The sequence below is a fragment of the Mycobacterium sp. P2_H7 genome (assembly GCF_056403275.1).
In genome coordinates, this window is record NZ_JBFUFU010000023.1 from 50987 (window position 1) to 65071 (window position 14085).

The 14085-nt window shown below is 69.1% G+C and carries 11 protein-coding genes; 9 read left to right on the forward strand and 2 right to left on the reverse strand.

What is annotated here, in order from left to right:
• Position 1: 1 nt before the first annotated feature.
• Both mtr and AC1DY7_RS28535 read right to left on the reverse strand, forming a co-directional pair.
• A complete protein-coding gene (mtr, locus tag AC1DY7_RS28530; RefSeq protein WP_477497117.1) occupies positions 2–1390 on the reverse strand; it encodes a mycothione reductase in 1389 nt (462 codons plus the stop codon).
• 5 nt (positions 1391–1395) lie between these two features.
• On the reverse strand, positions 1396–2427 hold the full coding sequence (locus tag AC1DY7_RS28535) for an alpha/beta hydrolase (protein WP_477497118.1): 1032 nt from the start codon (positions 2425–2427) through the stop codon (positions 1396–1398).
• 144 nt (positions 2428–2571) lie between these two features.
• Between AC1DY7_RS28535 and mqo the strand changes: the two genes are divergently transcribed.
• The 9 genes from mqo (at position 2572) to AC1DY7_RS28580 (ending at position 13921) form a co-directional block, all read left to right on the forward strand.
• Positions 2572–4083: a malate dehydrogenase (quinone) gene (gene mqo, locus AC1DY7_RS28540; RefSeq protein ID WP_477497119.1), complete on the forward strand. Its 1512-nt coding sequence runs from the start codon at positions 2572–2574 to the stop codon at positions 4081–4083.
• A gap of 13 nt (positions 4084–4096) precedes the next feature.
• Positions 4097–4561, forward strand: a complete 465-nt coding sequence (locus AC1DY7_RS28545) for a GNAT family N-acetyltransferase (protein WP_477497120.1) — start codon at positions 4097–4099, stop codon at positions 4559–4561.
• On the forward strand, positions 4558–6444 hold the full coding sequence (locus tag AC1DY7_RS28550; RefSeq protein ID WP_477497121.1) for a magnesium chelatase subunit D family protein: 1887 nt from the start codon (positions 4558–4560) through the stop codon (positions 6442–6444). The genes AC1DY7_RS28545 and AC1DY7_RS28550 overlap by 4 nt, the downstream gene beginning before the upstream one ends.
• Positions 6445–6454: 10 nt before the next feature.
• Positions 6455–7069: a cob(I)yrinic acid a,c-diamide adenosyltransferase gene (cobO, locus tag AC1DY7_RS28555; RefSeq protein ID WP_477497122.1), complete on the forward strand. Its 615-nt coding sequence runs from the start codon at positions 6455–6457 to the stop codon at positions 7067–7069.
• Positions 7063–8424 (forward strand): cobyrinate a,c-diamide synthase, encoded by a 1362-nt coding sequence (locus AC1DY7_RS28560; RefSeq protein WP_477497123.1) that lies wholly within the window; start codon positions 7063–7065, stop codon positions 8422–8424. The genes cobO and AC1DY7_RS28560 overlap by 7 nt, the downstream gene beginning before the upstream one ends.
• A complete protein-coding gene (gene cobA, locus AC1DY7_RS28565) occupies positions 8421–9617 on the forward strand; it encodes a uroporphyrinogen-III C-methyltransferase (protein WP_477497124.1) in 1197 nt (398 codons plus the stop codon). The genes AC1DY7_RS28560 and cobA overlap by 4 nt, the downstream gene beginning before the upstream one ends.
• Before the next feature lie 32 nt (positions 9618–9649).
• The gene (locus AC1DY7_RS28570) at positions 9650–11212 is read left to right on the forward strand and encodes an MFS transporter (RefSeq protein WP_477497125.1); all 1563 of its coding nucleotides are present in this window, start codon (positions 9650–9652) and stop codon (positions 11210–11212) included.
• Positions 11213–11249: 37 nt separating this feature from the next.
• On the forward strand, positions 11250–12740 hold the full coding sequence (locus tag AC1DY7_RS28575) for an MFS transporter (protein ID WP_477497126.1): 1491 nt from the start codon (positions 11250–11252) through the stop codon (positions 12738–12740).
• Positions 12741–12835: 95 nt separating this feature from the next.
• Positions 12836–13921, forward strand: coding sequence for a GGDEF domain-containing protein (locus AC1DY7_RS28580; protein ID WP_477497127.1), 1086 nt, complete (start codon positions 12836–12838; stop codon positions 13919–13921).
• Positions 13922–14085 lie beyond the last annotated feature (164 nt).

The following is a 14085-nucleotide window of genomic DNA, read 5'->3' on the forward strand; positions in this document are numbered from 1 at the left end:
ACTACAGCAGGCCGAGCAGCGCGTTCTCGATCACCTCGGGCAGCGCGGGATGAATCCAATACTGGCCGGTGGCAATCGCTTTGGCGGTCTGTCCCAGGCTCATCGCCTGGATCAGCGGCTGGATGATCGACGACGCCTGATGGCCCATGACGTGTGCCCCCAGGATCCGGCCGGTGCCCCGCTGACCGATCAGCTTCACCACGCCGGTGGTGTCCTCCATCGCCCAGCCGTAGGCGGTGTCCCCGTACTCCTGCACCTTCACCACGATGTCGTGGCCGGCCTCCCGGGCCTCGGCTTCGGTGAGACCCACCATCGCCAGCTGCGGGTCGGTGAACACGGCGGAGGGCACGAACCGGTGATCGCTGGCCACCATCGCCGCCGTGTCGTCCCAGTCCAACAGCAGGTTGTGCCGCACCACCCGCATCTCGTGGTTGGCCACATGCTTGAGCTGGTAGTCCGAGGACACATCGCCGAGCGCGAAAATGCCACGCGCCGTGGTGCGCTGGTATTCGTCGACGGCGATGCTGCCGTCCTCGACGGTCACCCCGGCCTTCTCGGCGTCCAGTTGGTCGCCGTTGGGCACCCGGCCCGTGGCCACCAGCAGGACATCGGTGTCGATCTCGGTTCCGTCGTCGAGCTCCAGCACGGTGCGGCCGGCCTCGGTCCGGGACCCGGTGACGTTGACGTGGGTGCGCAGATCCCATTTCGCGGTGGCCAGATCGGTGAAGCGGTGGCAGATCGTCTCGTCGCAGTGGGTGAGCAGACCCGGCCCGCGCACCACGATGGTCACCCGCACCCCCAGCGCGGAGAACACGTGCGCGAACTCGGCGGCCACGAAACCACCGCCGACGATGACCAGATGCTCGGGTAGTTCCTTGATCCGCATGATGGTGTCGCTGGTGTGATACGCCACACCGCAGTCGTCGATCGCCGGCGGCACCGAGGCACGCGAGCCCGCGGCGATCACCACCCGGTCGGAGCTGAACTCGTCGCCGGCGTCGGTGCGCAACAGGTAGCGGCCATCCTGACTGCCGGTGAACCGGGTGTGGTGGCCGTAGACGTCGATGTTGGGCAGGCCGCGCTTGTAGGACTCGCCGCCGGCGGCGATCGGGTCGATGCGGCCGAACACGCGGTCGACGATGTCGGGCCAGCGCACCCCGTCGATGTGGGCGTCGATGCCGAACCGCGCCGAGTCGCGGATGGTGTGGGCGACCTCCGCGGCGTAGACGAACATCTTCGTCGGGATGCACCCGACGTTGAGGCAGGTGCCCCCGAAGGTGCCCTGTTCACAGAGGGCGATATGCATGTCGCCGTACCGCGGGTCGTAGCCGCTGTCGGGGATGCTGTTGCCCGAGCCGCTGCCGATGATCGTCAGGTCGTAATGCTGCACGCGTTCTAGCCCTGTCCGGATTGTGTTGTGGAGGAATTGGATTGGTCGCGCTGATGACTCTGATGCCAGTCCAGCCAAGCGTCGAGCTCGGTGTAGGCGGCCGCCCGCGGGTCGGCCAGGGACAGGAACACATCGTGCTTGGCGTCGGTGATCGGCACCATCGTGGTGCGGTTGCCGACGCAACCGGCCCAGCGGGCGATCTGGGTGACGTCGAGCACCGCGTCACCGCGCTGGATGGAGTCGGGGTCCTGGGATTCCGGGACGCTGTGACCTGACCGCAGGATGAGCGACGGCACCCCGACGTCCAGGCCGCGGTGCAGGCGGGCCTGCGCCCGCCGGATCGCATTGATCCAGCCGAACGTCACCGGGAATCCGCCCAGCGGTTTCCACTGCAGGTCGTACTCGAACTCGCCTGAATAGTCGCGATGCAGGGTGCTGCCGTAGCCGCCCTCGGGCACCGGGCGGCGGATGACCTTCATCTTGCGGAACCGGGCCAGCGCGATCAGGGCGGCCGAGGTCGGTGCGCTGCGCAGGATCGCCGGTCCGTGCAGGTCGAACCACGGGCTGTTGAGCACCAGGCCGGTGATCCGCCCGGTCGCGCAGCGACGGCGCAGTCGATCCAGCCACAGCGTCACGACGAGCCCGCCCGCCGAGTGCCCGTAGACCAGCACCTCGGGCTCCTCGACGCGCTCGAGGGCGGCCTGCAAGGCGGCGTCGTAGCGGCGCAGGTCCGTGGTGAAGTGCGGGGTTTGCCCTTCGCGCCACGAGCGCCCGCATTTGGGTAGGTCCAGGGCGTAGACGGCGTATCCCCGGGCCGCGAACCGATCGGCCAGTTCGGTGTGGAAGAAGTAGTCGGTGAATCCGTGCACCACCAGCACGGCGCGGGGCAGGGCGCTGTCCTGCTCGCGGTGCACCAGAGTGGCGACCAGGTAGCCCTCGCCGTCCGGGTCCGCGCCCAACGGGAGGGCGAGCGCCCGGTAGCCGGGCAGGACGTCGGGCTCCCATTGCACCTGCGAATGGCCCTGCGATGCCGTCACGGGTTCACCCTATCGGCACGGTTGCGGTCCGGGGGGAGCCGTGGTGACCGAAAGCACCCGGCACAGCGCGTTACCCGGCGGACGCGTCACGATAACCTGAGAAGCACAAGAACCGTCGTGTACCACCTGCGGCGGACCTGCGATATGAAGGACCAGCCAACGGTGTCTGACCCCAAGCCTGCCAAGACCGACGTCGTACTCATCGGCGCCGGGATCATGAGCGCCACCCTCGGTGCGCTGCTGCGTCTGGTCGAGCCGAACTGGTCGATCACGCTGATCGAGCGCCTAGACGGCGCGGCTGCCGAGAGCAGTGATCCGTGGAACAACGCCGGTACCGGGCACTCGGCGCTCTGCGAGCTGAACTACACCCCGCAGAACGCCGACGGCACCATCGACATCGCCAAGGCCGTCAACGTCAATGAGCAGTTCCAGGTGTCCCGGCAGTTCTGGGCCTACGCCGTGGAGAACGGTGTGCTGCCCGACGTCCGCAACTTCCTCAACCCGATCCCGCACGTCAGTTTCGTGCACGGCGCCGAGCATGTCGGCTACCTGAAGGCCCGCCACGCAGCGCTGGTCGGCAATCCGCTGTTCGCCTCGATGGAGTTCATCGACGACGCCGACGAATTCGCCCGCCGGTTGCCGCTGATGGCCGCCAAGCGCGACTTCTCCGAGCCCGTCGCGCTGAACTGGACCCAGTCCGGCACCGACGTCGACTTCGGGTCGCTGTCCCGTCAGCTGATCGGTTACACCGCCGGTCAGGGCATGGACACCCTGTTCGGGCACGAGGTACGCAACCTGAGCAAGGAATCCGACGGCACCTGGACCGTCAGCTATGTCAACCGGCGCACCCGCGAGAAGTACAAGACCAACGCCAAATTCGTCTTCGTCGGTGCAGGCGGCGGCGCGTTGTCGCTGCTGCAGAAGTCTGGCATCCAGGAGGCCAAGGGCTTCGGCGGCTTCCCGGTCGGCGGCCAGTGGCTGCGCACCGACAACCCCGAGCTGGCGGCCGCGCACCAGGCGAAGGTTTACGGTGCCCCGCCGCTGGGTGCCCCGCCGATGTCGGTGCCGCACCTGGACACCCGCGTCATCAACGGTAGGTCCTACCTGCTGTTCGGTCCGTTCGCGGGCTGGACGCCGAAGTTCCTCAAGCAGGGCAAGTTCACCGACCTGCCCCTCTCGGTCAAGCCGAACAACCTCGGCTCGATGCTCGGGGTCGGGCTGACCGAGATGAGCCTGGTGAAGTACCTGGTCGGCCAGCTCGCCCTGAGCGAGGCCGACCGTGTGAACGATCTGCGGGAATTCGCGCCCAGCGCACGCGATTCCGACTGGGACCTCGCCATCGCCGGGCAGCGCGTCCAGGTCATCCGGAAGAAGGGCGCCGGCGGTGTGCTGGAGTTCGGGACCACGGTGCTCTCGGCCGCCGACGGATCCATCGCCGGTCTGCTGGGCGCCTCGCCGGGTGCCTCCACGGCGGTGCCCGCCATGTTCGACGTGATGGAACGGTGCTTCCCCGACCGGTATTCGTCGTGGCAGCCCAAGCTCAAGGAGATGGTCCCGTCGCTGGGCAGCAAGCTGTCCGGGGAGCCGGGCCTGTTCCGCGAGGTGTGGGATCACGGGACCAAGGTGCTGCAACTCGATACGCCCGCAGTCGTATGACGGCGGTGCGCCGATGACGGTCGCCTTGCGCCGAAGCTGGGCCCAGGACCTCGATGCCGCCACTCTCTATGAGTTGCTCAAGCTCCGGGTCGAGGTGTTCGTCGTGGAACAGGCCTGCCCCTATCCGGAGCTCGACGGCCGTGACCTGCTCGCCGAGACGCGCCACTTCTGGCTGGAAAGTGATGACGGACAAGTCATTTCGACGCTGCGTCTGATGGAGGAGCACCCGCGCGGGGAGAAGGTTTTCCGGATCGGGCGGGTCTGCACCAAACGCCCGGCGCGCGGGAACGGGCACACCGCCCGGCTGATGCAGGCCGCGCTCGCCGAGGTCGGCAACTACCCCTGCCGGATCGACGCCCAGACCTACCTGCACGACATGTACGGCGCGCACGGATTCGTCCGCGACGGAGACGAATTCCTGGAGGACGGTATCCCGCACGTGCCCATGGTCAGGCCTGGATCGGGGCAGCTCTCGTGAGTTCGACCACCGCGACCTATCCGTTCAGCGCACTGGTGGGCCACGACCGGCTGCGCCTGGCGCTCATTCTCTGCGCGGTGCGCCCCGACATCGGCGGGGTGCTGATCCGGGGCGAGAAGGGCACCGCGAAATCGACTGCGGTGCGCGCCTTGGCGACCGTGCTGAACCAGGTCGACGACGAGGCGCGCCTGGTCGAACTGCCCATCGGCGCCACCGAGGACCGCGTGGTCGGGTCGCTGGACCTGCAGCGGGTGCTGCGCGACGGTGAGCAGGCCTTCCAGCCCGGCCTGCTGGCACGCGCCCACGGCGGCGTGCTGTACGTCGACGAGGTCAACCTGCTGCACGACCATCTGGTCGACGTGCTGCTCGACGCCGCGGCGATGGGCCGGGTGCACATCGAACGCGACGGCATCTCGCACAGCCACGACGCCCGATTCGTCCTGGTGGGCACCATGAATCCCGAAGAGGGGGAACTGCGCCCGCAGCTGCTGGACCGGTTCGGGCTCACCGTCGACGTGGCCGCGTCCCGCGATGTCGACGTGCGTGTTGAGGTGATCCGCCGCCGGCTGGCGTACGAGGCCGATCCTTCGGGTTTCGCCGACGGCTACGCGGCAGCGGATGCGGATCTGGCGGCCCGGATCTCCGTGGCCCGTAGCGCATTGGCCGATGTGGTGTTGCCGGACAACGAGTTACGCCGGATTGCCGCCCTCTGCGCGGCCTTCGACGTGGACGGGATGCGCGCCGATCTGGTGCTGGCGCGTACGGCGTTGGCGCACGCAGCCTGGCGGTGGAGCTCGGCCGGGGCGAGCGCAGCGACGGGAAACCTGGTGGTCGAGGAAGAAGACATCCGGATCGCCGCCGAACTCGCGCTGCCACACCGGCGGCGCCGCGACCCGTTCGATGATCCCGGGCTGGATCAGGACCGCCTGGACGAGGCCCTCGCGGCGGCGGACGAGTCCACGCAGGAGCAGCCCGAACCGGATCCGGATCCGCCGGGTGGCGGCGCGCAGGATCCGGGCGAGGGCGCCGAGGGTTCGCAAGGTTCGCCGCCGGCACAGAATTCCGGCTCCGGCGGTAGCCGCCCGAGCGCACCGCCCGCGGCGACGTTCCGTACCCGCGCGCTGCTTGTGCCGGGCGTCGGGGAGGGTGCACCCGGGCGCCGGTCGCGGGCCCGCAACCGCAGCGGCAGCACCGTCGCCGCCACCGATGTCCCCGGCGAGGGCCATGGCGTGCACATTTTCGCATCGGTGCTGGCCGCCGCGGGCAATCAGCGGCACGCCGGCCGGCCGCTGATCGGTCCCGATGACGTCCGGCGCGCGATACGTGAAGGCCGCGAGGCCAATCTGGTGATCTTCGTCGTCGATGCCTCGGGATCGATGGCGGCGCGGGATCGCATGTCGGCCGTCAGCGGCGCGACGATGTCCCTGCTCCGCGACGCCTACCAGCGTCGCGACAAGGTTGCGGTGGTGACCTTCCGTCAGGACCGGGCGCAGCTGCTGCTGCCCCCGACCTCCTCGGTATACATCGCCGGACGCCGGCTGGCCCATTTCGACACCGGCGGGAAAACCCCACTGGCGCAAGGGCTCCTGGCCGCGCGTGACGTCGTGTTGCGGGAGAAGGCACGGGACCGGGCTCGCCGTCCACTGGTGGTCGTGCTCACCGACGGCCGGGCCACCGGCGGTGCGGATCCCTTGGGCCGCACCGAAGTGGCCGCGAGGTTGCTGGTCGCCGAGGGCACCGCCGCGGTGGTCGTCGACTGCGAAACCTCGTACGTGCGGCTGGGGTTGGCCACCCGGCTGGCCGAGCAGCTGGGCGCGCCGGCGGTGCGCCTGAGCCAGCTGCAGGCCGGCGAGCTGACCTCGCTGGTCAAATCAGCTGCATAGGAGATGCCACATGCCCCAAGGACAACCGCTCACCGTCCCGAATGACGGGCTGACCACCAAGGCGCGTCGCAACGCACCCCTGCTGGCGGTGCACACCGGGCCGGGCAAGGGAAAGTCGACCGCCGCATTCGGCATGGCGCTGCGCGCCTGGAACCAGGGTTTCGACATCGCGGTCTTCCAGTTCGTCAAGAGCGCGAAATGGAAGGTGGGCGAAGAGAGTGCGTTCCACGCCCTCGGCCGGATGCACGACGAACACGGTGTGGGTGGCCCGGTGCAGTGGCACAAGATGGGCTCGGGCTGGTCCTGGACCCGTAAACCCGGATCCGAGGTGGACCACGCCGAAGCGGCGCGGGAGGGCTGGACCGAGATCCGCAGCCGGATCGCCGACGCCCGCCACGACTTCTACGTGCTCGACGAGTTCACCTACCCACTGAAGTGGGGGTGGGTCGACACCGACGAGGTGATCGAGGTGCTCGCGAACCGGCCCGGCAATCAGCACGTGGTCATCACCGGACGCGATGCGCCGCAGCGTCTACTGGACGCCGCCGACCTGGTGACCGAGATGACGAAGATCAAGCACCCGATGGACGCGGGCCGCAAAGGCCAGCGCGGCATCGAATGGTGATCCCGGCCGTCATCATCGCCGCGCCCGCGTCGGGCAGTGGCAAGACCACGGTGGCCACGGGGTTGATGGGTGCCCTGCGCCGAGCCGGGCACCGCGTCGCACCGTTCAAGGTGGGGCCCGATTTCATCGACCCGGGCTACCACGCCCTGGCCACCGGGCTGCCCGGGCGCAACCTGGACCCGGTGCTCGTCGGGGAGGACCTGATCGGCCCGCTGTACCGGCACGGCAGCGCGGGCAACGACATCGCGGTCATCGAGGGCGTGATGGGCCTGTTCGACGGGCGCATCACGGAAGGTCCTGAGGATCCGGGCCCCGCCCGCGGATCCACCGCCCATGTCGCGGGACTGCTCGGCGCGCCGGTGGTGCTCGTGGTCGACGCGCGGGGCCAGAGTCAGAGCATTGCCGCACTGCTGCACGGTTTCTCGACCTTCGACACCTCGCTGCGCTTTGCCGGGGTGATCCTCAACCGGGTCGGGTCGCCGCGTCACGAGCAGGTGCTGCGGCAGGCCTGCGAGCACGCGGGAGTCCCGGTGCTGGGCTCCATCCCGCGCACCGCTGAACTGGAGGTGCCGTCGCGCCACCTCGGCCTGGTGACCGCCGTCGAGTACGGGCAGCGCGCGGAATCGGCCGTCGCGGCGATGGCCGATCTGGTGGCCCGGCACGTCGATGTCGCGGCCGTGGTGGCCGCCGCCGACTGCTGCGTCACCGCCGCACCGTGGAGCCCCGCAGTGGATCGGCCGGTGGCCGGGGTGCGCGTCGCCCTGGCGGCCGGGCGGGCCTTCAGCTTCGGTTACGCCGAGCACCGCGAACTGCTCGTGGCCGCCGGTGCCGACATCGTCGAATTCGATCCGCTGGCCGAGGGGTTGCCCGCCGGCGCCGGCGCCGTCGTCATCCCGGGGGGTTTCCCCGAGCAGTTCACCGCCGAGCTGTCGGCCAACGCGGCGGTGCGCAGCCAGATCCGTGCCCTGGCCGCGGCGGGCGCACCGGTGCACGCGGAGTGCGCCGGGCTGACCTATCTGGTCGACGATCTCGACGGCGTGCCGATGTGCGGTGTGCTGGCCGGATCGGCTCGGTTCACCCCGCGGCTGACGCTGGGCTACCGGGATGCGGTGGCCGTCACGGACTCGTCCCTGCACCGGGTCGGGGAGCGTGTCACCGGACACGAATTCCACCGCACCGCAGTCACTTTCGCGACCGAGTATGACCAGGCCTGGGCCTACCGCGGCGGGGCGGGACGGGACGGCGCCATCCACCGCGGTATCCACGCCGGCTACCTGCACACCCACCCGGCCGCACACCCGCAGGCCATCGCCCGGTTCGTGGCGGCGGCCGGAACCTTTAAGCTCGCCGGGTGACAGAGAACGCCTACCTCGTCGGTCTGCGCCTGGAAGGCCGCAAAGTTGTCGTCGTGGGCGGCGGCAGCGTGGCCCAGCGCCGGCTGCCGCTGCTGATCTCCGTCGGGGCCGATGTGCACGTGGTCACCCGCGCCGCGACACCGGCGGTCGAGACGATGACACCGATCACGCTGACCCTGCGCGATTTCCGTGACGACGATCTGGACGGCGCCTGGTACGTACTGGCCGCCACCGACGACCCGGACGTCAACGCCGCCATCGTCGAGGGCGCCGAACGGCGCCGCACCTTCTGCGTGCGCGCCGACGCAGCGCGGGACGGCACCGCCGTCACCCCGGCCTCCTTCGAGTTCGACGGCTTGTCGGTCGGTGTGCTGGCCGGCGGGGAGCACCGCCGCTCGGCGGCCATCAGGACCGCCATCCACGAGGCGCTGCTGCGCGGCGTGATCAGTGGGCAGGCGCCCGACACCGTGCACGAAGGTGTGGCGCTGGTCGGCGGGGGACCGGGCGACCCGGAGCTCATCACGGTGCGCGGCCGGCGGCTGCTGGCGCACGCCGACGTCGTCGTCGCCGACCGACTGGCCCCGCCGGAACTGCTCGCCGAACTGGCGCCGCATGTCGAGGTGATCGACGCCGCCAAGATCCCGTACGGGCGGGCGATGGCGCAGGAGGCCATCAACCAGGTACTCATCGAACGCGCGAAGGCCGGCAAGTTCGTGGTGCGCCTCAAGGGCGGGGACCCGTTCGTCTTCGCGCGCGGTTACGAAGAGGTGCTCGCGTGCGTCGAGGCCGGGGTCCCGGTGACCGTGGTGCCCGGTGTGACGAGTGCCATAGCGGTGCCCGCGCTGGCCGGTACGCCCGTCACACACCGGGCCGTCAATCATGAGTTCGTGGTGGTCAGCGGCCATGTTGCGCCCGACCATCCCGAATCGTTAGTGAATTGGAATGCGCTGGCCCAGATGACGGGCACCATCGTGCTGCTGATGGCGGTCGAGCGCATCGAGCTGTTCGCCGACGCCTTGCTGGCGGGCGGCCGACCTGCGGATACGCCGGTACTCGTGGTGCAGCACGGCTCGACGGCCGCGCAACGCACGGTGCATGCCCGACTTTCCGACGTCGCGGAAACCGTCCGCAGCGAGGGAATCAGGCCGCCGGCGATCATCGTGATCGGGGCCGTGGCGGGCTTCGGCAGTTAAAGGATTCTTAAGATTACTGTAAGGTAACCCGTATGACGGCTCTCAACGACGCAGAGCAAGCGCGCGGGAACAACCGTGCGCTGCCTGTTCGCATCGAGCATGACGGGGCGCAGCGGAACGGCCGGCTTCCGGCCTGGTTGCCCTCCTGGAACTTCATCGCTGCGGTCATCGCCATCGGCGGTATGCAGCTGCTGGCCACCATGGACAGCACCGTCGCGATCGTTGCTCTGCCCAAGATCCAGGACGAGCTCGGCCTCTCGGATGCCGGTCGCAGCTGGGTGATCACCGCCTACGTGCTGACCTTTGGTGGCCTGATGCTGTTGGGTGGTCGCCTGGGCGACACCATCGGACGCAAGCGCACCTTCATCGTCGGTGTCGCTCTGTTCACCATTGCCTCGGTGCTCTGCGGTGTGGCCTGGGACGAGGCCACGCTGGTCATCGCCCGACTGCTGCAGGGTGTCGGTTCGGCCATCGCGTCGCCGACCGGTCTGGCGTTGGTCGCCACCACCTTCCCCAAGGGTCCGGCCCGCAACGCCGCGACCGCCGTCTTCGCCGCCATGACGGGCGTCGGCTCGGTCATGGGCCTGGTCGTCGGCGGGGCGCTCACCGAGTGGTCGTGGCGGCTGGCCTTCCTGGTCAACATCCCCATCGGCCTGGTGATGCTCTACCTGGCGCACAAGACGCTGCAGGAGACCGACCGCGCCCGGATGAAGCTGGATGCCGCGGGCGCCATCCTGGCCACCCTCGCCTGCACCGCTGCCGTCTTCGGCTTCTCGATGGGCCCCGAGCGGGGCTGGCTGTCACCGCTCACCCTGGCCTCCGGCGCCGGCGCGCTGCTGTTCGGCCTCGCCTTCTACTACGTGGAGCGCTCCGCGGAGAACCCCGTGGTCCCGTTCTCGCTGTTCCGGGACCGCAACCGGGTCGCCACCCTGGCCGCGGTGTTCCTGGCCGGTGGCGTGATGTTCACCCTGACCGTGCTGATCGGCCTGTACGTGCAGGACATCATGGGTTACAGCGCGCTCAAGGCGGGTATCGGCTTCATCCCGTTCGTCGTCGCCCTCGGTATCGGCCTGGGCGTGTCGTCGGTGCTGGTGTCCAGGTACGCCCCGCGCTGGCTGGTCATCTCCGGCGGCGTGCTGGTGCTCGGCGCCATGATCTACGGCTCCACGCTCAACGCCGGCATCCCGTACTTCCCGAACCTGGTGCTGCCCATCACGATCGGCGGCTTCGGTATCGGCATGATCGTCGTCCCGCTGACCGTCTCGGCGATCGCGGGCGTCGGTTTCGACGAGATCGGCCCGGTTTCGGCCATCGCGCTGATGCTGCAGAACCTCGGCGGGCCCGTCGTGCTGGCCATCATCCAGGCCGTCATCACCTCGCGCACGCTGTACCTCGGCGGCACCACCGGCCCGGTCAAGAACATGGATGCCGCCCAGCACCACGCGCTGGACCAGGGCTACACCTACGGCCTGCTGTGGGTGGCCGCGGTGGCCGTCCTGGTGGGTGCCGTGGCGCTGTTCATCCGCTACACGGCCGAAGAGGTCGCGCACGCCCAGGAAGTCAAGGACGCGCTGGACGCAGGCGAGCTCGACTGACCTGCCAGGACGTCGCCGCTCGGTAGGGTGTCGTTCCATGGCGTCCGGTGGTTCCGAGCGAAGCGCGGCACCACTCTCGACATCGATCCTCGGTACCGCGATCATCGCGATCACCGGCATGCAGTTGATGTCGACGCTCGACGGCACCATCGTCATCGTCGCGCTGCCGCGGATGCAGGCCGAACTCGGCATGTCCGACGCCGCCAAGAGCTGGGTGATCACCGCCTACGTGCTGACCTTCGGCGGCCTGCTGCTGCTCGGCGGCCGGGTGGGCGACGCGATCGGGCACAAGCGGGCCTTCATCTCCGGGGTGGGGATCTTCACCATCGCCTCGCTGGTGTGCGGCATCGCCAGTGAGCCCTACACCCTGATCGCCGCTCGCGCGGTCCAGGGTGTCGGTGCCGCCGTGGCCGCACCCACCGGGCTGGCGCTGATCGCGACCACCTTCGCCGTCGGGCACGCCCGCAACAAGGCGCTGGCGGTGTCGGCGGCCATGCAGGGACTCGGGTCGGTGCTGGGGCTGGTGCTCGGCGGTGCGCTGACCGGACTGTCCTGGCGGCTGGCCTTCCTGGTCAATGTCCCGATCGGTGTCGTCATCATCTGGATCGCGGTCACCAAGCTCGCCGAGACCAACCATGTGCGGCTCAAGCTGGATGTCACCGGGGCGCTGCTGGCGACCCTGGCCTGCACCTGCGCGGTGCTGGTGTTCACCCAGGGGCCGCCGTTGGGCTGGACCGACCCCTGGGTGATCGGTGCCGGGGTGGGTGCGGTGGTGTTCTTCGTCGCCTTCCTGATCGACGAACGTGGCACGGACAACCCGCTGGTGCCACTGTCGATGTTCGACAACCGCAACCGGGTGGCCTCCTTCGTCGCCTACTTCCTGGCCGGCGGCGTCATGCTGACGCTCAGCGTGATGATCGGCCTGCTGGTCCAGGACGTCCTCGGCTACTCGCCGCTGCGCGCCGGCATCGCTTTCATGCCGTTCGCGCTCGCGTTCGTGGTCGGCAACGTCGTCGCCACCCGGCTGGCACCACGGGTCGCACCGCGCTGGGTGATCCTCGGCGGCGGCCTTCTGGTGCTGGCCGCCATGCTCTTCGGATCCACCCTGGACCGGTCCATCCCGTACTTCCCGGATCTGTTCGTCCCCGTCGTCATCGGTGGTGCGGGGATCGGCGTGATCTCGGTGATCTTGCCGCTGTGCACCCTGGCCAACGTGGGTCCCCGCGAGATCGGACCGGTGTCCTCGGTGACGCTGATGGTCTACAACCTGGGCGGCCCACTGGTGCTGGTGGTGGTCCAGGCCGTGCAGACCTCACGCACCCTCTACCTCGGCGGCACCACCGGACCGGTGGGGGAGATGACGTCGGCACAACTGGATGCGCTCGGCCACGGCTACACCTACTCGCTGTTGTGGGTGGCCGCGCTCGCGGTGCTGGTCGGTGCGGCCGCGCTGTTCATCGGCTTCTCGGCCCGCGACATCGCGCAGGCCCAGCACACCAAGGAAGCGGTCGACGCGGGCGAACTGTGACATTGGTCGCCTGGCCATAGCAAATAATGTTGCGGTGCTTATAGTGGTCACTACATCGCACTATGCAAATTGATGATTCCGTAAGCAAATTCCGTATGAAACTTGTGCAGCAATGGTGGCGACAACCCGAGCGCTATCAGTGGCTCGTCGGCTACCTCGAAACGCACGGTGTCCAGACCTGGGCCCGCATCATGATGTGCCTCGCGCTGGTGGCCGGCGGTCTGACTCCTGTGCTGGTGCTGGCCAGTGCCGCGGGACCGCAGGGCACCGTGGGGCGCGTGCTGTCGGTGGCCGCCGGCGCCGTCGGGATGTCGACCGTGCTGCTGTGGCTTCGGCCGGGGTGGCCGTCGCGTAAGCAGTCGGTGCTCTTCGCCCTCGTCGTGACGGTGTGCATCGCCACCGGGCTGCTGAGCGGAACCACACCGGCGGTGGCGCTCGCCGGGTGTGCGCTGTTCATCCTCATCGGAGGCTACGTCGCGATCTTCCATTCGGCGCCGTTGCTGTTCTTCTGCATGGCCGCCGCGGCGGGCACGGCGGGCGTACTGGCTCTGCAGCTGGCGCAACAGGATCCGGTGATCGCCGTGGTCGAACTGATGATCGTCGTCACCACCAACGTGGCGGTCGTCATCTCGTCGAACTGGATGATCCACATGCTCAGCGTGGACATGGTCAACTCCGACCTCGACCCACTCACCGGGTTGCTGAACCGTCGGGCGTGCTGGACCCGGGCGACCGAGTTGGTCGGTCTGCACCGCCGCAGCCAGGACTCCCACCTGTTGATCGTCATCATCGACCTGGACAGGTTCAAGAAACTCAACGACACCAGGGGACATGCGGTCGGAGACCGGGCGCTGGTCGCGGTCGCCCGCGCGCTCCGCGGCCACAGCAGGCAGACGGCGGTGGTGGCCAGGATCGGCGGGGAGGAATTCCTCATCGCCGACGTGATCCCCACCCCGGACAGGGCCGCGGCGATCGCCGAACGGCTGCGCGCCGCGATTCTGTCGACCCCGCCGCACCTGACCGGCAGCGTCGGCGCGGTGACCATCCCGCTGCCCGGGCCGGCGCTGCCCGCCGGTGACCTGATCGACGCGCTGTCCGCCGAGGCCGACGCCGCCATGTACGAGGCGAAACGTGCTGGCGGAAACCAGTTCCGGGTGCGCGTGAATCCGCCGCTACCCTGACGCCATGGCGGACACCGACAACGACGCGCTGCCCACACGGCAACGAATCTCCGATGCGGTCGGCGCGCTGGGCTGGCGCCTGGTGCTCGGCGCCCTCCACACCGAGGTACGGGTCCCGGCGCTGACCGTGGCGGCGGCTGTCGCGGTGAGGGCCGCGACGGCGG

Coding starts and splice junctions, on each gene's coding strand:
- mqo (WP_477497119.1), top strand. CDS start 2,572: ATGAAGGACCAGCCAACGGTGTCTGACCCCAAGCCTGCCAAGACCGAC.
- AC1DY7_RS28545 (WP_477497120.1), top strand. CDS start 4,097: ATGACGGTCGCCTTGCGCCGAAGCTGGGCCCAGGACCTCGATGCCGCC.
- cobO (WP_477497122.1), top strand. CDS start 6,455: ATGCCCCAAGGACAACCGCTCACCGTCCCGAATGACGGGCTGACCACC.
- AC1DY7_RS28560 (WP_477497123.1), top strand. CDS start 7,063: ATGGTGATCCCGGCCGTCATCATCGCCGCGCCCGCGTCGGGCAGTGGC.
- AC1DY7_RS28570 (WP_477497125.1), top strand. CDS start 9,650: ATGACGGCTCTCAACGACGCAGAGCAAGCGCGCGGGAACAACCGTGCG.
- AC1DY7_RS28575 (WP_477497126.1), top strand. CDS start 11,250: ATGGCGTCCGGTGGTTCCGAGCGAAGCGCGGCACCACTCTCGACATCG.
- AC1DY7_RS28580 (WP_477497127.1), top strand. CDS start 12,836: ATGAAACTTGTGCAGCAATGGTGGCGACAACCCGAGCGCTATCAGTGG.